At 72.1% G+C, this 22,857-nt stretch carries 16 protein-coding genes; 12 read left to right on the forward strand and 4 right to left on the reverse strand.

The annotated features are described in order from the left end of the window. Nucleotides 1-20 precede the first annotated feature (20 nt). From OHA37_RS22785 to OHA37_RS22800, 4 genes are all read left to right on the forward strand, one after another. Nucleotides 21-1,286 (forward strand): NAD(P)-binding domain-containing protein, encoded by a 1,266-nt coding sequence (locus tag OHA37_RS22785; RefSeq protein WP_266907962.1) that lies wholly within the window; start codon nucleotides 21-23, stop codon nucleotides 1,284-1,286. A 32-nt stretch (nucleotides 1,287-1,318) separates the two neighbouring features. Further along, nucleotides 1,319-1,690, forward strand: coding sequence for a hypothetical protein (locus tag OHA37_RS22790; RefSeq protein WP_266907964.1), 372 nt, complete (start codon nucleotides 1,319-1,321; stop codon nucleotides 1,688-1,690). A gap of 14 nt (nucleotides 1,691-1,704) precedes the next feature. Next, nucleotides 1,705-3,825, forward strand: coding sequence for a SpoIIE family protein phosphatase (locus OHA37_RS22795; protein WP_443046316.1), 2,121 nt, complete (start codon nucleotides 1,705-1,707; stop codon nucleotides 3,823-3,825). A 142-nt stretch (nucleotides 3,826-3,967) separates the two neighbouring features. Beyond that, nucleotides 3,968-4,147 carry a hypothetical protein gene (locus tag OHA37_RS22800; protein ID WP_266907966.1) on the forward strand — a complete coding sequence of 60 codons (180 nt, stop codon included), beginning with the start codon at nucleotides 3,968-3,970 and terminating at the stop codon, nucleotides 4,145-4,147. Nucleotides 4,148-4,311: 164 nt separating this feature from the next. Here the strand turns inward: OHA37_RS22800 and OHA37_RS22805 are convergent, their stop codons facing one another. Beyond that, on the reverse strand, nucleotides 4,312-4,758 hold the full coding sequence (locus OHA37_RS22805; protein ID WP_266907968.1) for a DUF6299 family protein: 447 nt from the start codon (nucleotides 4,756-4,758) through the stop codon (nucleotides 4,312-4,314). A 175-nt stretch (nucleotides 4,759-4,933) separates the two neighbouring features. On the opposite strand from OHA37_RS22805, the gene OHA37_RS22810 reads away from it, so the two are divergent. The 4 genes from OHA37_RS22810 (at nucleotide 4,934) to OHA37_RS22825 (ending at nucleotide 10,576) form a co-directional block, all read left to right on the forward strand. Continuing rightward, complete coding sequence (locus OHA37_RS22810) at nucleotides 4,934-5,539, forward strand: DUF4352 domain-containing protein (protein WP_266907970.1); 606 nt, start codon at nucleotides 4,934-4,936, stop codon at nucleotides 5,537-5,539. A gap of 57 nt (nucleotides 5,540-5,596) precedes the next feature. Then, the gene (locus OHA37_RS22815) at nucleotides 5,597-6,091 is read left to right on the forward strand and encodes a DUF5949 family protein (protein WP_266907972.1); all 495 of its coding nucleotides are present in this window, start codon (nucleotides 5,597-5,599) and stop codon (nucleotides 6,089-6,091) included. A 338-nt stretch (nucleotides 6,092-6,429) separates the two neighbouring features. Beyond that, nucleotides 6,430-8,457 (forward strand): WD40 repeat domain-containing serine/threonine protein kinase, encoded by a 2,028-nt coding sequence (locus OHA37_RS22820; protein ID WP_266907974.1) that lies wholly within the window; start codon nucleotides 6,430-6,432, stop codon nucleotides 8,455-8,457. A 94-nt stretch (nucleotides 8,458-8,551) separates the two neighbouring features. Further along, a complete protein-coding gene (locus tag OHA37_RS22825; protein ID WP_266907976.1) occupies nucleotides 8,552-10,576 on the forward strand; it encodes a WD40 repeat domain-containing serine/threonine protein kinase in 2,025 nt (674 codons plus the stop codon). 147 nt (nucleotides 10,577-10,723) lie between these two features. Here the strand turns inward: OHA37_RS22825 and OHA37_RS22830 are convergent, their stop codons facing one another. The 3 genes from OHA37_RS22830 to OHA37_RS22840 form a co-directional block, all read right to left on the reverse strand. Continuing rightward, nucleotides 10,724-11,983, reverse strand: a complete 1,260-nt coding sequence (locus OHA37_RS22830) for a cytochrome P450 (protein ID WP_266907978.1) — start codon at nucleotides 11,981-11,983, stop codon at nucleotides 10,724-10,726. Between the two features lie 88 nt (nucleotides 11,984-12,071). Then, entirely contained in the window at nucleotides 12,072-13,241 is a 1,170-nt protein-coding gene (locus OHA37_RS22835; protein WP_266907980.1) for a low temperature requirement protein A, read from the reverse strand. A gap of 28 nt (nucleotides 13,242-13,269) precedes the next feature. Continuing rightward, nucleotides 13,270-13,992, reverse strand: a complete 723-nt coding sequence (locus OHA37_RS22840) for a sirohydrochlorin chelatase (RefSeq protein ID WP_266907982.1) — start codon at nucleotides 13,990-13,992, stop codon at nucleotides 13,270-13,272. A 272-nt stretch (nucleotides 13,993-14,264) separates the two neighbouring features. Here OHA37_RS22840 and nirB point away from each other — a divergent pair, with 272 nt between their 5' ends. The 4 genes from nirB to pflB all read left to right on the forward strand — a co-directional run bounded on the left by nirB (nucleotide 14,265) and on the right by pflB (nucleotide 22,855). Continuing rightward, complete coding sequence (nirB, locus tag OHA37_RS22845; RefSeq protein WP_266907984.1) at nucleotides 14,265-17,051, forward strand: nitrite reductase large subunit NirB; 2,787 nt, start codon at nucleotides 14,265-14,267, stop codon at nucleotides 17,049-17,051. Nucleotides 17,052-17,214: 163 nt separating this feature from the next. Continuing rightward, nucleotides 17,215-18,636, forward strand: coding sequence for a NarK family nitrate/nitrite MFS transporter (locus tag OHA37_RS22850; protein WP_266907986.1), 1,422 nt, complete (start codon nucleotides 17,215-17,217; stop codon nucleotides 18,634-18,636). 403 nt (nucleotides 18,637-19,039) lie between these two features. Next, nucleotides 19,040-20,344: an anaerobic C4-dicarboxylate transporter family protein gene (locus tag OHA37_RS22855; protein WP_266913000.1), complete on the forward strand. Its 1,305-nt coding sequence runs from the start codon at nucleotides 19,040-19,042 to the stop codon at nucleotides 20,342-20,344. A gap of 240 nt (nucleotides 20,345-20,584) precedes the next feature. Then, nucleotides 20,585-22,855 (forward strand): formate C-acetyltransferase, encoded by a 2,271-nt coding sequence (gene pflB / locus OHA37_RS22860; protein WP_266907988.1) that lies wholly within the window; start codon nucleotides 20,585-20,587, stop codon nucleotides 22,853-22,855. Nucleotides 22,856-22,857: the final 2 nt, after the last annotated feature.

Genomic DNA, 22,857 nt, shown 5'->3' on the forward strand with positions numbered 1-22,857 from the left:
GAGGGACTGCGGTGACACGGATGGACGACCTCGTGGTGGTCGGAGCGGGGCCGTACGGGCTGTCGATCGCCGCCCACGCGGCCGGTGCGGGGCTCGGGGTGCGGATCCTCGGACGGCCCATGGCCTCCTGGCGGGACCACATGCCCGAGGGCATGTACCTCAAGTCGGAGCCGTGGTCCTCCAACCTCTCTGCGCCCGACGGGCGTTACACGCTGGCCGAGTACTGCGCGGGCCGCGGGATCGCCGCCGAACACGGAACTCCGCTGCCCATCGGGACGTTCAGCGCGTACGGGCTCTGGTTCGCCCGGCATGCGACACCCCCGGTGGAGGAGGCGACCGTCACCGAAGTCACCCCGCAGGGCGGGGGTTTCCTGATCCGCACCGCCGAGGGGCCGCCGCTGCTCGCCCGGACGGTCGCGCTGGCCGTGGGCGTGATGCCGTTCGTCCGGTATCCCGAGGCGCTACGGGAACTGCCCGCGGCCCACTACTCCCACAGCAGCGGCCACCGCGACCTGACCCGCTTCGCCGGCAGCGAGGTCGCCGTGCTCGGCGCCGGGCAGGCGGCCCTGGAGACCGCGGCCCTGCTCGCGGAGAACGGCGCCCGGCCGTGCCTCGTGGCCCGGCGCTCCCGGCTGAACTGGAACACCGTCCCGCAGCCGCTGCACCGGCCCCCGCTGCGCTCCCTGCGCGATCCGCACAGCGGCCTGGGCACCGGATGGCGCAGCTGGGCCTGGTCGGAGCTGCCCTGGGCGGTGCGCCGGCTGCCCGCGCCCACCCGGGAGCGGATCGCGGCGACCGCACTGGGCCCGGCCGGAGCCTGGTGGCTGCGGGAGCGCTTCGAGCGGCGGGTCCCGGTCCTGCTCGGGCACCGGTTGCAGCGGGCGGTCCCGGCGGGCGGGCGGACCCGGCTCGGGCTGTCCAGCGCCGCCGGGGAGTCCGTCGTCCTGGACACCTCGCACGTGATCGCGGCGACCGGCTTCACCCCGGACCTGGCCCGGCTGGAGCTGCTCGACGCGGGGCTGCGGGCCGCGCTGGCCACCGTAGGGGAGAGCGGGACGCCGGAGCTGAGTGCCGGCTTCGAGTCCTCGTGGCCGGGGCTGTTCTTCGCGGGGCTGCTGACCGCTCCCTCATTCGGCCCTTCCATGCGATTCGTGCACGGTGCCGGCTTCACGGCGGGGAGACTGGTGTCAGGAGTCCGCAAGCGTCTGGGGGCCCGGAGCCCGCGGACGGGTTCCACCGGCGCGCCCCGGACCGACCGGGCTCCGACCGCCGGGCACAGAGCGTGAGAGCCAGTCACACGACGTGAGAGGGGTCCGCGATGAGCGATGAGCGCGCACAGGGCCGGGGCTGGGTGAGGATCCCGGCCAGCCGTGCGGAGCAGCCCGGCACGACGAGGGCGGCGCCCCCGCAGCCGTACGGGCAGTCCCCGTACGCGGCGCCCCCGTACGCGCAGGACTCGTACGCGCAGGACCCGTACCCGCAGGACCCGTACCCGCACGACCGGCACCCGCTCGGCCGGCACGCGCAGGCCCAGCACGCGCAGGCCCAGCACGCGCAGGCCCCGTACGACCCCTCGATGATCTACCTCTCCCTCGTCAAGCGCTGGCAGGAGGCCGGACGCACCCTTCCGGGGCATCCTGACGAGGAGTGGGAGCGGCTCATTTCCCAGCCGTGCTGGCCCGGCCGTTAGGTGGTGTGAGTCTCGTGGCAGCGGCGGAGCGACGCGACAAGAGACCGGAGGGCCCCGCAGGCGCGGGGAGCGCCGGGAGCGCCCGGCAGCCCCTCATCGGCCCCGGCGAGCGGCTCGCGCTCAACGGCATGGGCAGCTTCGAGTGGGACCTGGGCGCCGGGACCCTGGCCATGGACGAGGCCGGGATGGCGGTCTTCGACCTGGAGCCGGACGATTTCGACGGCACCCCCGACAGCCTGGGGCTGCGGATCCCGCTCGACGACGCCGCGCGGCTCAGGGACGCCGTCCAGGGCGCACTGGACGGCGGGGAGGAGACGTACGGCCAGTACTTCACGGTGCAGCGGCGCGACGGCCGCGACCAGTGGACGCACACCCAGGGCCGGGTCCTGCGGGACGCGGAGGGGCTCCCGGTGCGCATCGTCGGCATCGTCCGGGACGCGACGGCCGAGCTCGCCCACCTCACGGTGCTGCGCAAGCTGGAGTCGGCGCGCGCCCAGCAGGCGACCATCGTGCAGCGGACCACGGAGGCCCTGTCGCGGGCGGTGACGGTCGACGACGTGACGGCCACGCTGACGGGCGCGGGCGCGCTGGAGCGGCTCGGCGTCGACGGGATGGCGCTGGGGCTGGTCGAGGGCGGCCACATCAAGATCATCGCGCTGAGCGGGGAGTCCCTGGAGATCCTCAGCGAGCGCAAGTTCACCCGGCTCGACGGCACGCTGCCGCTGTCGCAGGCGGTGCTCAGCAGGAAGGCACGTTTCGTCACCTCGCTGGCGGAGCTGGCGGGAGAGTTCCCGCTGCTCGCCGACTACCTGAGCCGCATCCAGTACGACGCGGCCGCCTACCTCCCGCTCATCGCGCAGGCCGAGGCCATCGGCGGGCTGGTGCTCTTCTACCGCCGCCGCACCGACTTCAGCCCCGAGGAGCGGAACCTCTGCCTGGGCCTGGCGGGCATCGTCGCCCAGTCGCTCCAGCGGGCGCTCCTCTTCGACCAGGAGCGCGAGTTCGCCACCATGCTGCAGGCGGCCATGCTGCCGCGCCGGATCCCCGAGATCATCGGAGGGGAGATCGCCGTGCGCTACCACTCGGCCTGGAGCGGACGCGAGGTCGGCGGGGACTGGTACGACGTGATCGCGCTCCCCCGGGACCGCGTCGGCATCGTCGTGGGCGACGTACAGGGCCACGACACCCACGCCGCCGCCATCATGGGCCAGCTCCGCATCGCCCTGCGGGCCTACGCGGGCGAGGGCCATCCGCCCTCCACGGTGCTGGCGCGCGCCTCCCGCTTCCTGGCCGAGCTGGACACCGAACGCTTCGCGACCTGCATGTACGCGCAGGTCGACCTGGAGACCGGAGGCGTACGGGCGGTCCGCGCGGGCCACCTCGGACCGCTCATCCGGCACACGGACGGGCGAACGGGCTGGCCCAACGTGCGCGGCGGCCTGCCGCTCGGCCTGGCCACGGTCTTCGAGCAGGAGGAGTTCCCCGAGACCCGGCTCGACCTGGTCCCCGGCGAGACCCTCGTCCTGTGCACCGACGGGCTCGTCGAGGAGCCCGGCACCGCCATCACCCAGGGCATGGAGGCCCTCGCCCACGCGGTCCGCAGCGGCCCCCAGGAGGCCGGGGCGCTCGCCGACCACCTCTCGGACCGGCTGTGGGAGCGCTGGGGCTCCGGCGACGACGTGGCCCTGCTGGTGCTGCGCCGGGCCCCCGACCCGGGCACGCACCGGGCACCGCGCATCCACCAGTACGTCCACCAGGCGGACCCGGAGGGGCTCTCGGAGGCCCGCTACGCCCTGCGGCAGGCGCTGCGCGACTGGGGCATGCCGGAACTCGCCGACGACGTGGAGCTGGCGGCGGGAGAGCTGCTGGTCAACGCCCTGCTGCACACCGAAGGCGGAGCGGTGCTGACGATGGAGGTGCTGCCGGAGCCGGTCCGGCGGATCCGGCTGTGGGTCAAGGACCGCTCCAGTGTGTGGCCGCGCCGGCGCACCCCGGGGGAGTCGGCGACCACGGGGCGGGGGCTGCTGCTGGTGGACGCGCTGGCCACGCACTGGGGGGTGGAGTCCCGGGGCGACGGCAAGGCGGTGTGGTGCGAGTTCTCCGCGGCGGGCAGCGCGGCACGGAGCGCGCCGTGAGGGCCGGGAGGTCCGGGAAGGGCGGGAGGTCCGTGAGGTCCGTGGGGGTCGGGAGGTCGAGCGGGCGGACCGTGACCGGTCGCTCACGTCGAGTTGTGGGGTGGTGGGGGCGGGGTGATGATGCCGCCATGGAACGGTTTCTGTGGAACGTGCCGTGCGCCGGCTGAGCAAGCGCGCGATGACGGGCGTCCTGGCGCTGCTGCTGTGCGCGGCCGGGGCGGCGACGGCGGTGGACTGGTCGACCGGGCGTCCGGACACGGACCCGGGGTGTCAGACGGTGGCCTTCATGTCGATGACGGGCGAGGCGCCCGCGTGCCGTTGACGGGTCTCGACGGGTCGGTCCCGGTCCCGCCGGCGGGACCTGAGCTGACCTCACCTGACCTGAGCTGACGTGACCTGTCCGGCCACGGCCGCGGCCGCGGCTGACGCCCGGGGTCCGGTAGCGGCGGCTACCGGAGGGGCGTACGCGCGCACCGCGGGCGGTGGCTACCGGTGGTCGATCACTCGGACCGGGCGGGCGTCCTGCGCGACCGTGTCGATCGACCGGGGCAGCAGTCCGCCGCCGAAGCGGATCTCTTGCAGTTCGGCCTTGGCCAGTGCCTCGCCGGCGTGCACGGTCGGGGTGAGCCGGAGCGTGCCGTGCGCCGACCAGTCGTGCACCTCGCCGTCGCACCGGGCGTCGCCGCCGCCGATGCTGAGGCGGACGTCCTCCTGCTCGATGGTCGCCTTGATCTGAACCGCTCCCGAGGGTGACGGGGCGGTGCAGTGGTACTCACCGGAAAGGTGGATCGTGCCGTCGGGAGCGATGTGGGCTTCCGAAGATACGTAAATGTCATTGCCGTAGGGCGCGGCATTCGCCGGGGCGGTGAATACCGCCGTGGCGCCCAGTGCGGCGAGTGCGGCCAAGGCCATGCGGGGGCCGGTCGTGGCCATCGTTCCTCCTGTTGGACGAGGGGGTGCAAGGGGTTGCGGAATTCCGCCGGAACGCATTGTGCTGGCATATGGAGGTCAATGCGTTCCGCGGGATCGTGTCGGTGTGTGCAATTTCCCGCTCGGGCGCGTGAGACTGACGGGAATACGTCCCCGAAGATCCCCGAAGGGATCCCGCATGCGTCAGTCCGCTCTTGCCACGGCCGCCCTCCTCCCGCTCCTGCTGTTCGGTGCCACGGCCTGCTCCGGCGCCCCGGAAGGGGCTGCCCTCGCCCCGGCCGCGGTGCCCGCCGTGCCCGTGGACGACGGCGTGCCGGGGGTCGGGGACGATCCCTCGGCGGAGCGGGACGGGGTGACGCGGGCCGCTTCGAAGGACGCCCATGTGGGTGACTCCGTACGGGTCAGGGGCAAGGAGGTGGGCCGTCACCTCCAGGTGGTGCTGGCCGCCTACGTCGATCCGGCGGTCAGCGTCGAGAAGAACTTCGCCCCGGCTGCGGGCAAGCGCTGGGTGGCCGCCTCGATGTCCTTCGTCAACGTGGGCGGTGCCTCGTACGGGGCTCTCGGGCGCATGTGGGCGCTCGACGGCGCGGGGCAGCGCCACCCGGTGGTGCCCACCGGGGAGCTCACGACCGGCAAACCGCTCGTCTTCGATTCGCTCGCGGTCGGTGAGCGGGCCGAAGGATGGGTGGTGTTCGAAATTCCGGAAAACGCGCGCGTCGTGCGGCTCCAGTACCAGGACGCGAACATGATGGCGAATTCCGGAGGTGGTTTCTGGGCGGTCTAGCCCGCCCGGGTGAAACGGCGTCAAAGGGCCGGGTCGTCGACCACTAAGGTGCGGCGCATGACTTCTACCCAGGCCGAACTCGACCGCTCCAAGCTCGGCACCCTTTCGGTGCTCGCATGGATCGGCGACCCCGACGAGGCCCACGACATTCCCTACCTCCTGGCCTACATCCTCGGGGACGGTCCCGACGGTCCCGAGGCGAGCGAGGCGGCCGCCCGCGGGCTGCTGGAGGAGATCGGCCTGCCCATCGGCGACGTGGTGATGGACGGCGTCCGCAACCCGGCTTCCTTCCCGGTGCAGATCCTCCTGGAGGGCAACCAGATCGCGCTGACCCTGCCGGGCATGAACGCGAAGTGCATCGCCCCGCCGGAGTGGGTCAAGGCGGCGGCCGACAGCGGTCAGGCGTACTTCCTCTTCGCCACCCGCGCCTGGCCCGAGGCGGTTCCCGGCCGGCCGGTCGACGCCGAGACGCTGCAGGCGTTCGCGGGTGACACCGAGGTGCTCAACCACAGTGCCCACGCGGTCCTCGCGGTGCGGCGCCTGCAGCGCTAGGTCCTGCCGCAGGCACCCCTCGCGCGCACGCCGCACGCCGCACGCCGCACGCCGCACGCCGCATGCCAACGCCGCATGCCGCGCGCCAACGCCGTATGCCGCGCGTCGGCCCCCGCTCCGGCCGCCGGGCTCCCAGCCTGCCCGGTGGCCGGTCCGTGTTTTCCGGCAGTGCCGGCGGGATCGGGCTCAAGTCCCTTGTTCTGCTGCGGGGTTGGGCATGGCGTGTGGCGGTGGGGGGATGTGGGCGAGATGCAGATCTCATCGTCCGGTGTGCTGGATCATGGTTCAATGCCGAGCGAGACGCAGCCCGTGATCCCCGGCAGATTCGAGTAGCGCGCATGGTCGAGCCCGTGGGTCCCCGAGATCCCCGAAGCGTTGGACCGTACCGGCTGGAGGGCCGGTTGGGCGCGGGCGGCATGGGGCAGGTCTATCTCGCGACCTCGCCGGGTGGCCGCAAGGTCGCGGTGAAGGTGATCCGGCCCGAGTTGGCCGACAGTCCCCAGTTCCGGGTCCGGTTCGCCCGTGAGGTCGATGCGGCGCGTCAGGTCGGCGGGTTCCACACGGCCCAGGTCGTCGACGCCGATCCCGAGGCGGACTCCCCCTGGCTGGTCACCGCGTACATACCGGGGCCCACCTTGCAGCAGGTCGTCGCCGAGAACGGCCCGCTCGCGCCGGACGCGGTCCTGCGGATCGGTGCCGGTCTCGCCGAGGGGCTCGAAGCGATCCACCGCTGCGGCCTGGTCCACCGGGACCTCAAGCCCGGGAACGTGATCCTCGCCGAAGACGGCCCCCGCATCATCGACTTCGGCGTCGCCCACGCCCCGGGAGCCGAGGCGATGACCCGTACCGGCACGGTCATCGGCACCTACGCCTACATGTCGCCCGAGCAGATCCGGGCCGACCGGGTCTCGCCCGCCAGCGACGTGTTCGCACTCGGCTCGGTCCTGGCCTTCGCCGCCACGGGCCGCAGCCCCTTCGACGCGACGAGCGTGCCGGCCATCGTCCACCGGGTCACCGGCGAACCGCCCCTGCTCGACGGTCTCTTCGGCCCCCTGCGCGACCTGGTCGCCGCATGCCTGGCCAAGGACCCGGCGGGCCGGCCGTCCACCGCCGAGGTCCTGACCCGGCTATCGGTCACCGGCGCCGGCGGCGGCGCGGACGCGGCACCCCGTGTCCCGTTCCACGACCTGCCCACCGCGCCGGGTTCCGAGTCCGCCGCCGCACCGGGCGCCCTGCCCGGAGTCCTGCCCGGAGCCCTGCCCAGCACCTCGCCCGTTGCCGGCGAGGTCTCCGCCAGGACGCCGTCCCGGCGCACGCTGCTGTTCGGCGGACTGGCCGCCGGTGCGACCGCGGTCGCCGTTCCCGCGTACTTCCTGTGGCGGGGGACGGGCAAGGACGCGGATCCCGGCAAGCCCGTCGCCCGCCTCGGCGGCCACACCGGCGAGGTCGGCTGCCTCGCCTTCGCCCCGGACGGCAAGGCCCTGGCCAGCGGCAGCCGCGACGGCACGGTGAGGCTGTGGGACGTGGCCACCGGCCGCACGATGACGACGTTCAGGGGACACACCGACAACGTCATGTCCCTGGCCTGCAGTCCGGACGGCCGGACGCTGTACTCCGGTGGCTTCGACAAGACCTTGCGGCGCTGGGACCTGCGCACCGGCAAGCCGATGAGCGTCGCCGCCTCGTACAACGGCGAGCAGGACTACGTCGGCTGTCTGGCCTTCAGTCCGGACGGTGAGGTCCTTGCCGTGGGCGTTGGGGGCAGGTTCGAGCTCATCACCCCGTCCACCGGCCGGACCATCGCCACCCTCAACGGGCCGGGAGGCGTGACCGGTGTCTCGTTCAGCCCGGACGGCAAGCTCGTGGCCGGCGTGGGATCCGAAGGCCGTCCCAAGATCTGGCTCTGGGCAGCCGACACCGGCCGCCACCTCAAGACCCTCACCGGAGTGGGGGAAGACCACTTCAACGCGGTGCTGTTCAGCCCGGACGGCAAGTCCGTCGCCGGCGCCGGACCCGGCATCCAGGTGTGGGACCTGTCCACCGAGCAGCAGACGGCGACCCTCACCGACACCCATCCGTACGTCTCCACGGCGGCGTACCGCCCGGGGGGCGCGATGATCGCGGGGGCCGGAGGGGTGCGCGAGCCCAACATCCAGGACGACACGGGCAAGACCGTCAGTCTCTGGGACCTGGCCGCCGGGCGCGTCACCACGACCCTGACCGGCACCATGCCGAAGTCCCCGATGGACACCTACACCTCGGCGGTGGTCTTCAGCCCGGACGGCAAGACGCTGGCGGCCAGCCTCGACCAGGTCGGTGCGACCGACGAGGCGGGCCACTCGATCCAGCTCTGGAAGATTCCCTAGCTTCCCCGGCTTCCCGGGCTTCCCCGGGTTGCTCTGGATTTCTCTGGTTTCGTCGGCTTCCCTGCCTGCCCCACCTCTCCAACGGACGGTACTCATGGACGCGTTGTTGCCCGGCGATCCCCAGTGGGTCGGTCCTTATCGGCTGGACGGCCGGTTGGGCGCGGGCGGCATGGGCCAGGTCTACCTCGCCACGTCGCCGGGCGGCCGCAAGGTCGCCGTGAAGCTCATCAGGCCCGAGCTGGCCGCCACGCCCCAGTTCCGGGTCCGGTTCGCGCGTGAGGTCGACGCGGCGCGGCAGGTGGGTGGGTTCCATACGGCCCAGGTCGTCGACGCGGACCCCGAGGCATCCGCTCCGTGGCTCGTCACCGCGTACATCCACGGGCCGACGCTGCAGCAGGTCGTCGCTCAGCGCGGTCCGCTCGCCCCCGAGGAAGTTCGGCGCCTGGGGGCCGGTCTGGCCGAGGGGCTCGCGGCCATTCACGGGTGCGGTCTGGTGCACCGGGACCTGAAACCCGGGAACGTGATCATCGCCGAAGACGGCCCCCGCATCATCGACTTCGGCATCGCCCGCGCCGTGGACGCCAGTTCACTCACCGCCACCGGCTCGGTCATCGGTACGTACGCCTACATGTCGCCCGAGCAGATCCGGGCCGACCGGGCCGGGCCCGCCAGTGACGTGTTCGCGCTCGGCTCGGTCGTGGCCTTCGCGGCCACCGGCCGCAGCCCCTTCGACGCGCCCACCCTCCTGACGGTCGTCCAGCGGATCCTGGACGAGCCGCCCGCGCTCGACGGCGTGGACGGTCGGCTCCGGAGCCTCCTGGACTCCTGCCTCGCCAAGGACCCGGCCGACCGGCCCTCCGTCTCCGACCTCCCCGCCCGGTTCGTGGACGACGCCGGGAGCGGGACCGCCGTCGTCCCTCCGCCCCGGCCGGAGCCGACGGTGGCCCTGACCCCGGCGCGGCATGCCCCGGCCCCGCCCCGTGCGGAACAGCCGCGGCCCGCGACGGTGCGGGACCCGGGGGTGCGCGGGGGAGCCGACGCCGACGCGGATCCGTACGCCGCCACGCGGACGGGCCCTGTCCCGGCAGCGCCCGCAGCGCCCGCAGCGCCCGTACCGTCCGCCCCTGAGCCCTCCGCGCCCGAGCCGGCCACGGCGCGGGTGTCGCGGCGCACGCTCCTCTTCGGCGGCCTCGCGGCCGCCGCGGCCGCGGGGGTCGGAGTCCCCCTCCTCCTGAACCGGGACGACGGCAACTCCCTGGAGGGCCCCAGCGGCATCACCGCGCTCTCCTTCAGCCCGGACGGGAAGACGCTGGCCGCCTCCAGTACGGACGGGAAGATCTGGCGGTGGGACCTGTCCACCCGGCAGAGCACCGTCACCCGCGTCGAGACCCCCAAGTACATGCAGGCCACCGTGTTCAGCCGGGACCTCGCGCTCCTGGTGCGAGCGGAGGAGAACAAGGTCCAGCTGTGGGACGTGGGCACCGGTCGCTCCGTCGCCACGTTCACCGGGGCCCCGACGGGGCCGGCGCAGGAGGGCTTCCTCCATTCCGTCGGCCTCAGCCCGGACGGCAAGACGGTGGCCGCGAGCAGCCGTGAGGGGCTGTACGTCTGGGACGTGCCCTCGGGCCGCGCCCCCACCGTCCACGAGGACGCGAAGAGCGGCCCGGCGGCCTTCAGCCCGGACGGCGGCCTGCTGGTCGGCGGTTTTCCCGTCCAGGTGCGGCAGCTGCCCGCGGACCAGCTCGTGGCCACCGTTTCCGGCGGGCAGAACGAGGACGCGCGGCTCGCGGTGTTCAGCCCCGACGGCCAGATCCTGGCCCTCGCGCAGGTGGACTACACGGTGCGGCTGTGGAACGCCGGTTCCCGCCAGGACCTCGCGTCCTTGGATCGCCACGGCACCGAGATCCTCGCGCTCGCGTTCCACCCCGGCGGCAGGCTGCTGGCCAGTGCGGACTCGGACGGGAAGACCTTCCTGTGGGACACGGCCTCGGGATCGACCACGGCCACCTTCACCGGTGACGGCGAGGTTGCCGCGGTGGCGTTCAGCCCGGACGGGAAGACCCTTGCGGCGGGACTCAGCGGCGGAACCGTCCACCTGTGGCCAGTCCAGGGGCCCTAGAACCTGTCCAGGGGTCCTCGTCAAGGGTCCTGGAACCCGTCCAGGGGGCCTGGCCAGGGGTCCTGGAAGGAGTCCTGGAAGGAGTCCTGGAAGGGGCCACCGTCACCCGGTGGGCCCCTCCGGTCACCGCACCAAGGCTGTTCGAAACTAAGGCTGTTCGAAGGCGAAGCGCAGCGAGCGGACCCGGTTGTCGAAGCTGGACCCGGCAAGGTCCGGCAGGCCGACCGCGCGCAGGCCGACCGGGCGGGTCAGCAGCTCGCGGAACAGCGCCTTCATCTCCACCCGCGCCAGGTGCGCGCCCAGGCAGAAGTGGGGTCCGCCGCCGCCGAACCCCAGGTGGGGGTTGGGGGAGCGGGTGATGTCGAAGGCGTCCGGATCGGGGAAGACGGACTCGTCCCGGTTGGCGGAGGCGTAGTACAGCACCACCTTGTCGCCGGGGACGAACGCGTGCCCGCCCAGGGTGTGTTCGGCGACCACCGTCCGGCGGAACTGGATGATCGGCGTGGAGTGGCGGATCATCTCGTCCACCGCGCCGTCCGCGTGCGCCTCGAAGTCCGCCAGCAGCAGGTCGCGTTGGTCCGGGTGGTCGGTCAGCAAGGTCAGGCCGTGGGTGATGGCATTGCGGGTGGTTTCCACTCCGGCCACCATCAACAGGGAGAAGAAGGCGCCGAGTTGGCGGGCTCCGAGTGCTTCGCCGTCCACGTTCGCGCAGACCAGGGCCGAGATCAGGTCGTCGGTCGGGTTCTCGCGCCGCTCCCGACCGATCCCCGCCACCATCCGCTGCATCCGGGCCAGGGCTCGCAGTCCGCGTCCGGGCATCCGCAGCCGGGCCGCCAGGCCCCGCTCGACGCCGATGTTCTCGGAGGCGTGGTTGACGCGGTCGGCGATCTCGGCGCGGTAGCGCTCCGGGATGCCCATCATGTTGCAGATGACCTCCAGGGGCAGCTTGGAGGCCACCGCCTCGACGAACTCGTCCGGCCGCCGGTCCAGCACGTCGTCCACGATGCGTGCCGCCACCGCGTGGATGTCCTCCTCGGCGGCCGCCAGCAGCCGGGGCGTGAAGGCCCGCTGCACGATCTTGCGCAGTTGCGCGTGCTCGGCGCCGTCCAGGTTGACCATCGAGTCCCCGAACAGCGCCCGTACCCACCGGGCCGGCTCGGGCGTCGTCACCCCGGGCGCGCTGGCGAACACCTTGGGCAGCCGGCTCGCCTCCTGCACGTCCGCGTGCCGTACGAGGGCCCAGTGCCCGGTCCCTTCGGGGACGAACACGGGGGAGTCCATGGCCCGTAGGCGGGCGAAGGCGGCCAGCCGGTGGGCGGGGGGCGCCTGCCAGAAGGCCGGGTCGGCCAATTCCCTGCCGGGGGCTGGGCCGGTGGTTGGGCCGGGGCGTTGTGCGGGGAGTGTCATGGGCTGAAAACGGTGCCGGGGGCGTGGGGGTGACGGGTTGTCCGGCGCGGCGCCGTTGCCGGGGGCTCCACCTCCGGACCCCCGCGCCTCAAACGCCGGCGGGGCTGGATTGGGTGCGGTTGGCCAGGGTCAGGCCTACTGCCACCGTTGCCGCCGCGATCAGGCCCGCGTACAGGACGGCGTAGGTGCCCGTCCACGAGCAGGCCAGGACCGCGAGGGCGGAGAGCGGCAGGGTCAGCTGCTGGGCGAGGCCCCGCTTGAAGTGGCGGGAGTGCAGCAGCCAGACCATCAGGAGGAAGAGCGCGGCCGGGACGGTGACGGCCGCGTTCGCGGCGAGCTGCGAGACGTGCGCCTTGCCGACCGCGTGCTCGACCGCCACCTCGATGCCCGCGCCGATCGCCGCGCCCGAGGCGAAGATCAACAGGTGGCCGTACCCCCACGGGATCGCCTCCCGGTTGGAGTCCAGGTGCTCGTGCATCGGCACCGCGAAGTAGATCCACCAGGCGGCGAAGACGATGAGCAGCCCGCCCGCCGCGATCGGCAGCAGCTCGCCCAGGGCCTCGTGCTCGTCGAGCGCCGACTTCACGGCCACCGTGCTCGCCGCGATCGTCTCGCCGAGCACGATGATCGTGAACAGGCCGTAGCGCTCCACGATGTGGTGGGCGTGCCACGGCGTCTGGTGGCCGCGCTCGGCCACCACCGGAACCAGCAGCTCCGCGACGACCAGGATCAGGAACAGCCAGCGCTTGGAGCCGTCCGGGACGAACAGCAGCGCCACCCAGCCGGCCTGGCACAGGACCAGCCCCGCCGCGTACTTCAGGGCCGCCGCGCGGGCCTCGCCGCTCTCGCCGGAGGCGGCGCGCAGCCACTGGGCGGTGAGCGCCACGCGCATGATCAGGTACCCGATGACGGGCACGGTCCAGTCGTTCTGGTCGAACGCCCGGCTCACGCCCGCCGCGTAGACGAGCACGCCGGCGATCTGGACGAGCGTCGCGATCCGGTACGGCACGTCGTCGCAGTCGTAGGCGGAGGCGAACCACGTGAAGTTCATCCACGCCCACCACACACCGAAGAAGACGAAGAAGTAGCTGATCACGCCGGTGCCGGGGTGCCCCTCGGCCAGCGCGTGCACGAGCTGGGCGCCCGCCTGCGCGATGGCGACGACGAAGCACAGGTCGAAGAACAGCTCCAGCGGGGTCGCGGCACGGTGGCCCTCGTCCCGGCTGCGGGCGGTCATGGGTACGTAAGCCAGAGCCATACCGCCCAGGACAGCAGCCCTACGGGGTTCAGCAGGCGAGGCGCGCGGCCCTCAGGGCCCGTGTGCCCCGGGCGGACTCGTACCGGCCCACGACGAGCCGGGCGAGGCGCGGGTGGTCGGCCAGCGGCTCCGAGACCGTCCAGGCGGCCGAGGCGTTCAGGGTGCGCGTGAAGCGGCCCGGGGCCAGCAGGTGCGCCGCCACCGCGATCCGGCGGTACCCGGCGTCCTGGAGCGAGGCCAGGGCTTCGGGGACGGTCGGCCCGGCGGAGGTGAGGTAGGCGGGGATCGCGGGGACGGGGGCCGCGCCGTCGTCGTACTCCAGCAGGGCGGCCAGCTGGGCCGCGCAGGCCTCCGTGCCGGCGTTGCCGCCGGGGCGGGAGGAGCCGGCTCCGGCCACCACCACCGCGTCGGCCCTCGTGTACGGGCCGCGGCGCCGCTCGGCCTCGCGCAGCCGGCCGTGCAGGGCGCGGGCGACGTCGCGCTCGCCGCTGAGGCCCTCGGTGAGGACGCAGCCGGTGCCTTCCAGGACGGCGGGTATGTCGACCCGGCGGTGGAAACCGTCGCCGAGCAGCAGCGGGACCACCACCGCGCGCGGGTGCTCCCGTACGACCTCGGCGAGCGAGGGGCGCTGCACGTCGAGGTGACCGACCAGCGCGTGCACCCCGCTGATGGCCTCGACGGCGGCGACGAGCCGGCGAAAAGTCGCGGCGGCCTCCGGGACCGCGCTGCCGTGGACGGCGATGACGAGCATGTGGTCTGCCTCCCTGATCCACCCCGTGGGTCCCCCTCCCACGCTAGGCGCGCCGCGGGCCCCCTGCAGCCTGGCCAAGGGCCCGCGCGGCAGGCCGGAGGTCCTGTGCGGAAAGGGTCGTTTCCCCGTCCCCAGGGGTCCTTTTCGGGCGTTCGGGGCCGTGGCGTCGACCTACCGTCGAAGAGTCGGAACGCATGCACGCGTGATGTCTTGGCCCGGCCGTCCTGGCCGCCCCGGGACCGCGCGGCACAGGGACACACGGAGTGAGATCCATGGGGCAGACGCTGGTTGTCATCGGCCACGGCATGGTGGGGCACCGCCTGCTGGAGGCGCTCGCCGAGCGTGACGCGCTCGCCGACCCGACCCGCTCCGAGCGCGGCGGCTGGCAGGTCACCGTCCTCGCGGAGGAGGAGCGCCCGGCCTACGACCGCGTGCACCTGTCCGCGGCCTTCACCGGCTCCACCGGCGAGGAGCTGTCCCTGGTCGAGCCCGGCTTCCTGGAGAAGTACGGCATCGACCTGCGCCTCGGCGACCCGGCGGCACTGATCGACACCACGGCCCGTACGGTCACCGCCCGCTCCGGCGAGGTGATCCGCTACGACGCGCTCGTGCTGGCGACCGGCTCCTACCCCTTCGTACCGCCGATCGACGGCGCCGACGCCGAGGGCTGCTTCACCTACCGCACGCTCGACGACGTCGAGGCCCTGACCGCGTACGCCGCGCACGCCGAGGTCCGGACCGGTGTCGTCATCGGCGGCGGGCTCCTCGGCCTGGAGGCGGCGGGCGCGCTGCGCACGCTCGGACTGGCCACGCACGTGGTGGAGTTCGCACCCCGGCTGATGCCGCTGCAGGTGGACGACGGTGGCGCGGCCGCCCTGCGGGCCACCATCGAGTCCATGGGCGTCGCCGTGCACACGGGCGTCGGCGCGGCCGGCGTCCAGATCCACCCCGACGGGCGGGCGCAGGCGCTCCGGCTGACCAGCGGCGAGGAGATCGGCTCCGACATCGTCGTCTTCTCGGCCGGCGTCCGGCCGCGCGACCGCCTGGCCCGCGAGTGCGGCCTGGCCGTGGGCGACCGCGGCGGGGTCGTCGTGGACGGCCACTGCCGCACCAGCGACCCGTACGTCTACGCGATCGGCGAGTGCGCGCAGACCGTCGACGGGAAGGTCTACGGGCTGGTCGCGCCCGGCTACCAGATGGCCGAGACCGTCGCCGAGGCCCTCGCGGGCGCGGGCGAGCTGACCTTCACCGGGGCCGACACCTCCACCAAGCTCAAGCTGATGGGCGCCGACGTGGCCTCCTTCGGCGACCCCTTCGCCCCCGAGGGCCGTGACGGGGCCGTATCGGTGGTCTTCTCCGACGCCCGCGAAGGCGTCTACAAGAAGCTGCTGCTGGGCCCCGACGGCGCGCTCCTCGGCGGAATCCTGGTCGGCGACGCGGAGGCGTACGGCTCGCTGAAGCCGCACGCCGGCCGGCAGCTGCCGGCCCCGCCGGAGGCCTTCATCCTGCCGTCGGGCGACGGCGTGGCGCTGCCCGGCGCGGACGCGCTGCCCGACGACGCGGTGGTGTGCAGCTGCCACAACATCACCAAGGGGCGGGTGCGCGAGGCGGTCGTCGCGGAGTCCCTCACCGACATCGGCGGCATCAAGAAGTGCACCAAGGCCGGCACGGGCTGCGGCGGCTGCATCGGCACGCTGCAAGCGGTCCTGGACGCCGAACTGGCCGCGGCGGGCATCGAGAAGCCCCGCGGGCTCTGCGAGCACTTCACCCTGACCCGCGCGGAGATCTACGAGAAGATCCGCACCGAGCGGATCCGCAGCTTCAGCGAGCTGCTGGAGTCCTACGGCGAGGGCGGCGAGGGCTGTGCCGTCTGCAAGCCGGTCGTCGCGAACGTCCTGGGCACCCTCGCCCCGGACCTCGGCATCGGGCACATCCTGGCGGGCGAGCAGGCGGCCCTGCAGGACTCCAACGACCTCTTCCTCGCCAACCTCCAGAAGGACGGCACCTACTCGGTCATCCCGCGCGTCGCTGGCGGCGAGATCACGGCCGATCAGGTCATCGCGCTGGGCGAGGTGGCCAGGGACTACGGCCTCTACACGAAGATCACCGGAGCCCAGCGCATCGGCCTCTTCGGTGTCCGCAAGGAGCAGCTGCCCGACATCTGGCGGCGCCTGGGCGGCGCCGGATTCGAGTCCGGGCAGGCGTACGGGAAGTCCCTGCGCGCGGTGAAGTCCTGCGTGGGCGCCCGCTTCTGCCGCTTCGGCCAGGGCGACTCCATCCAGCTCGCGATCGACCTGGAGCTGCGCTACCGGGGCCTGCGTACCCCGCACAAGTTCAAGGGCGGCGTCTCCGGCTGCCTGCGCGAGTGCGCGGAGGCGCGCGGCAAGGACATCGGCGTCATCGCCACCGCCAACGGCTGGAACCTGTACGTCAGCGGCAACGGCGGCGCGACCCCGCGTCACGCCGACCTCCTGGCCTCGGACCTGGACACCGCCGAACTCTTCGCGCTGATCGACCGGTTCCTCATGTACTACATCCGCACCGGCGAGCGCCTGGAGCGGACGTCCGCCTGGCTGGAGCGGCTCGGCGGCAGTGCCGCGGGGCTGGACCACCTCAAGGCCGTCCTGGTCGAGGACTCGCTCGGCATCTGCGCGGAGCTGGAGGCGCAGATGGAGCGCCACGTGTCGGCGTACGAGGACGAGTGGTCCGCGGTCCTGGAGGACCCGGCGGCGCTGGAGCGCTTCGGGACCGTGGACTTCGGTGCGGCCGAAGGCGCCGAAGGCGCGGCGCAGGCGCTGGAGCCGGGCCGCGGGCGGACCGCGGTGCTGCCGGACGGCACCGAGGCCGCGGTCTTCAAGGACCGGGCGGGCGAGGTCTACGCGGTCGGCAACCGGGACCCCTTCTCGGGAGCCGACGTCATCGCCAACGGCATCATGGGCTCGCGCGACGGGGTGCCCGTCGTGGCCTCGCCGATGCACAAGCAGGTCTTCGACCTGCGGACCGGCATCTGCCTGGACGACCCCGAGGTGTCCCTGCCGCTGGTGGAACTCAAGCCTTAAGGCTTTGCGGGCGCCGTACCAACGCACTGTGGGCGATGGGACCTTGTCCTGTCGCCCACACGACGTTCTCCCCTGATGCGGGGCGCCCCTGTAGGCGGACCCTAAGAAGGTCAGGGCTTTCAGCTTCATTCTTCTCAACCCCTCCGAACGTTCAGGACATGCCATGAGTTCCGCCAAGCAGGAAGCGCGCGCGGCGACCGCCCGAGTGCAGGCGCCCGACCCGGCGCAGTACCGCCCCGGTCGCACCATCACGGAGTGGACGCCCGAGGATCCGTCCTTCTGGCAGACCACGGGCAAGAAGGTCGCCACCCGCAACCTGTGGATCGCGGTGCCGGCCCTGCTGGTGGCCTTCGTGGTCTGGCAGGTCTGGAGCATCACGGCGACCAACCTCAAGGACGTCGGCTTCGGCTTCTCGCAGTCCCAGCTGTTCTGGCTGACGGCCGTCCCCGGCATCACGGGCGGCACCGCCCGCATCCTCTACACCTTCATCGGCCCGATGATCGGCCAGCGCCGCTTCACGGCGCTCTCCACGGTCATCCTGATCGTGCCGCTGCTGTGGCTGGGCTTCGCGGTGCAGGACCCCACCACCTCCTACACCACGCTGGTCGCCATCGCCGCGCTCTGCGGCATCGGCGGCGCCAACTTCTCCTCCTCCCTGGCCAACATCGGCTTCTTCTACCCGAAGCAGGAGAAGGGCAACGCGACCGGCATCAACGGCGGCCTGGGCAACCTGGGCGTCTCGGTGGTCCAGCTGCTCACCCCCATCCTGATCACCACCTCGGTCCTGGCCATCGGCTCGGGCCAGAAGAAGGCCGACGGCTCGGAGATCTACCTCCAGAACGCCGCGTTCGTCTGGGTGCCGGTCCTGATCGTCCTCGCGGCCGTCGCCTGGTTCGGCCAGAACGACCTGAAGGTGGCCTCCACCCCCTTCAGCCAGCAGAAGATCATCTTCAAGCGCAAGCACAACTGGCTGATGACCTGGCTCTACGTCGGCACCTTCGGCTCCTTCATCGGTTTCGCGGCGGCGCTCCCGCTGCTCATCAAGACGACCTTCCCGGCGTACTCCGTGGCCACCTACGCCTGGATGGGCCCGGCGCTCGGCGCGCTGGCCCGCTGGGCCGGCGGCTGGATCGCCGACAAGTTCGGCGGCGCGCGGGTGACGATCCTGTCCTTCGTGGGCATGGGCGCGTCGATCATCGGCGTGATCACCTTCCTTCCGGTGGGCTCCGACCAGGGCTCCTTCTACGGCTTCTTCTTCTGCTTCCTCTCGGCGTTCTTCTTCTCGGGCATCGGCAACGGCTCGACCTTCCGCCAGATCCCGGTCATCTTCCGCGGCCAGCACCTCGCGGGCCTGACGGAGGGCACCCCGCGGTACGCGAAGGCGCTGAAGCAGGCGGAGATCGAGTCGGGCGCGGTGACCGGCTTCACCGCGGCCATCGCCGCCTACGGCTTCTTCTTCATCCCGGCGATGTTCGCCAACTTCGCCGTGACCAGCGCGATGTGGGGCTTCGTCGCCTTCTACGCCAGCTGCGTCGTCGTGGCCTGGTGGTTCTACGCCCGCAAGGGCGCGGAGGCGCCCAGCTAGGCCTCGGCCCCTGGCTGTCAGCCCGGGTGGGGTGCGGGGTCGCTGCGCGAGCGTGACCCGGACCCGCCCGGGCTTCTCGCGGCCCGCCCGGGCCCCAGCCCGGGCCCCAGCCCGGGCCCCAGCCCGGGCCCCAACCCGACCCCACCCCGGGCTGAGACTCGGCCCCCGCCCCGGGCTGAGACTCGGCCCCCGCCCCGGGCTGAGACTCGGCCCCCGCCCCGGGCTGAGACCCGGCCACCGCCCCGGACCGGACCGGACCGGACCCGACCCGCCCCCGGACATGGGCTGCGCCCGTCCCCGACCGCGGCGCCGTTGCCGGGGGCCAGCCCCGGACCCCCGCTCCTCAAACGCCGCAGGGGCTGGATCGGCCCCCACAGACTGAAAGGCCACGCCCGTGCTCGGCATGTTCCTGCAGCTCGCCGTCATGGTGGCGGCCATCGCCCTCGGGTCCCGTAAGGGCGGGGTGGCCATGGGACTCTGGGGGGCCGTCGGGGTCTTCGTGCTCGCGACGTTCTTCGGGGTCACCCCCGCCGACACCTCGGGCATCGTCGACGTCATGCTGATCATCCTCGCGGTGATCATGGCCGCTGCCGCGATGGAGGCGGCCGGCGGCATCGACTACCTCGTCGGACTGGCCGAGAAGGCGATCCGCCGCAAGCCCAGCCGGGTGGTCTACGTGGCTCCCCTCGTGTCGTGGGTCTTCACCCTGGGCGCCGGCACCGCCCACGTCTTCTACCCCCTGCTCCCCGTCATCCACGACGTGGCCCGCGAGGGCGGTGTCCGCCCCGAGCGGCCCATCGCGGTCGCCTCCATCGCGGCGACCTTCGGTATCACCGCCTCGCCCGTCTCCGCGGCCATGGCCGCCATGATCGTGATGTTCGACGGGGACGGCTGGAACCTGCCGCGGATCATGGCCGTCGCCGTGCCGTCCACGCTGCTGGGCGTGCTCGTCGCCGCCACCGTGCAGTCCCGGATCGGCAAGGAGCTGGGACAGGACGCCGAGTACCTGCGCCGGCTGGCCGCCGGTGAGATCGAGGCCCCGGCCCCGGCGGAGGCCGCCCCGCCGCTGCGGCCGCGGGCGCGCTGGTCGGCGTACCTCTTCCTCGGCGGGACCGTAGCCGTCGTCCTCAGCGGACTCTTCCCGGCGCTGCGCCCCGAGACGGCCAAGGGGCCGCTCTCGATGCCCGCCACCATCGAGATCCTGATGATGGCCGTGGCCGCGCTGATCCTGCTGCTGTGCAAGGTCGACGCCAAGCGGATACCCGGCACGGACGTGGCCAAGTCCGGTCTCGTCGCCGTCATCGGGGTCTTCGGGCTGTCGTGGCTGGGGCTGTCCTTCATCGGCGCCAACGAGACCCGGATCACCGGTGCGCTCGGCGGGGTCGCACAGGACCACCCGTGGTTCTTCGCGATCATGCTGCTGCTCCTCTCCGCGCTGCTGTTCAGCCAGGCCACGACCACCAAGGCGCTGATGCCCCTCGGGCTCGCCCTCGGTATCCCGGCCCCCCTCCTCATCGCGATGTGGCCCGCCGTGAACGGCTATTTCCTCCTCCCCACCTACGGCACCTTCATCGCGGCGATCAACTTCGACAGGACCGGCACCACCCGCGTCGGCCGCTTCGTCGTCAACCACTCCTTCATGCTGCCCGGCCTGATCACCACGTGCGTCGCGGTATCCACAGGCTTCGCTCTGGTTCAGATTGTCTGACCGGCCCGGCCCCCTCCCGCCTGTCCCGCCAGGCTTTTCCGAGAATCTTGTGAAAGTTTTCACAAGCGCACGACGGACCTTTGACCTGCCCAAAGTGCCAGGTCAGGCGTGATGGGAGACCCTTGGGGCTGGGGATCAGGGGACTTTCGGGCCCCAGCTCGGGACCAACGCGGCGCCAAATGATCGATCAAAAGGCGTGCAATGGATACAAGCAATGAGGCGACTCGGAAGGTGCGGGCGATGACTGCCACCCCTGCGGAAACCACGAAGAACGGCGAAGCCTGGAACGGCTTCAAGGGCGGTCTGTGGCGCGACGCCATCGACGTCCGCGACTTCATCCAGCAGAACTACACGCCGTACGAGGGTGACGACACCTTCCTCGCCGGCCCCACCGAGCGCACCACCGCCGTGTGGAAGGCGATCACGGACAAGTTCCCGGAGGAGCGCGAGAAGGGCGTCTACGACGTCTCGTACGACATCCCGTCGTCGATCACCGCGCACGCCCCCGGCTACATCGACCGCGACAAGGACCTGATCGTCGGCCTCCAGACGGACGCCCCGCTCAAGCGCGCGATCATGCCCTACGGCGGCTGGCGCATGGTCGCCGGCGCCCTGGAGACCTACGGCTACCCGGTCTCCGACGACCTGGAGAAGGTCTTCACGGAGTACCGCAAGACCCACAACGCCGGTGTCTTCGGCGCGTACACCCCCGACATCCGCGCCGCCCGCAAGGCCGGCATCGTGACCGGCCTGCCGGACGCGTACGGCCGCGGCCGCATCATCGGCGACTACCGCCGCGTCTCCCTCTACGGCGTCGACCGCCTCATCGCCGTCAAGAAGGAGGAGAAGGAGGAGATCAACTCCCTCCCCGCGGGCAACCGCTCGCTGGAGGAGACGATCCGCCTGCGCGAGGAGCTCTCCGAGCAGATCCGCGCCCTCGCCGAGCTCAAGGCGATGGCCGCCTCCTACGGGTGCGACATCTCCGGCCCGGCCACCACCGGCCGCGAGGCCATCCAGTGGCTGTACTTCGCGTACCTGGCCGCCGTGAAGGAGCAGAACGGCGCGGCCATGTCGCTCGGCCGCACCTCCACCTTCATCGACGTCTACCTCCAGCGCGACATCGAGGCCGGCATCCTCACCGAGGAGCAGGCCCAGGAGCTGGTCGACGACTTCATCATCAAGCTCCGCATCGTCCGCTTCCTGCGCACCCCGGAGTACGACGAGCTCTTCTCCGGCGACCCCACCTGGGTCACCGAGTCGATCGCCGGCATGGGCGAGGACGGCCGTCCGCTGGTCACCAAGACCTCGTTCCGCTACCTCCACACCCTCTACAACCTCGGCCCGGCCCCCGAGCCGAACATGACCGTCTTCTGGTCCCCCCAGCTGCCGCAGGGCTTCAAGGAGTTCTGCGCCCGGGTCTCGATCGACACCTCCTCGGTGCAGTACGAGTCCGACGAGCTGATGCGCCCGCGCTTCGGCGACGACACCGCCATCGCCTGCTGCGTCTCGGCGATGCCGGTCGGCAAGCAGATGCAGTTCTTCGGCGCCCGCGTGAACCTCGCCAAGACCCTGCTCTACGCGATCAACGGCGGCCGCGACGAGAAGTCCGGCGCCCAGGTCGGCCCGTCCACCGGAGCCCTCACCTCCGAGGTGCTGGACTACGACCAGGTCATGGCCAAGTTCGACGAGCAGATGGAATGGCTCGCCGACACCTACGTCCACGCCCTGAACGTCATCCACTACATGCACGACAAGTACGCCTACGAGCGCATCGAGATGGCGCTCCACGACCGCGACGTGCGCCGCACCATGGCCTGCGGCATCGCCGGCCTCTCGGTCGCCGCCGACTCGCTGGCCGCCATCAAGTACGCCAAGGTCACCGCCGTGCGCGACGAGACCGGCCTCGCCACCGACTACACCATCGAGGGCGACTACCCGGCCTACGGCAACAACGACGACCGCGTCGACTCGATCGCCGTCTGGCTGGTCGAGGAGTTCATGAAGAAGATCCGCAAGCACCCCACGTACCGCGGAGCCGAGCACACCCAGTCGGTGCTGACCATCACCTCGAACGTGGTCTACGGCAAGAAGACCGGCAACACGCCGGACGGACGCCGCGCCGGCGAGCCCTTCTCCCCGGGCGCCAACCCGATGAACGGCCGCGACACCCACGGCTACGTCACCTCGGCGCTGTCGGTCGCGAAGCTCCCGTACGAGGATGCCGAGGACGGCATCTCGCTGACCAACACCGTCACCCCCGACGGCCTGGGCCGCACCCCCGAGGAGCGGATCAAGAACCTGGCGGGCGTCCTCGACGGCTACATGGCGGTCGACGGCTTCCACATGAACGTGAACGTGCTCAACCGCGACACGCTCATGGACGCCATGGAGCACCCCGAGAACTACCCGCAGCTCACCATCCGCGTCAGCGGATACGCGGTGAACTTCGTCCGCCTCACGCGCGCTCAGCAGCTCGATGTGCTGAACCGCACCTTCCACGGCTCTCTCTGACC

Source organism: Streptomyces sp. NBC_00335, assembly GCF_036127095.1.
Taxonomy (GTDB): Bacteria; Actinomycetota; Actinomycetes; order Streptomycetales; family Streptomycetaceae; genus Streptomyces.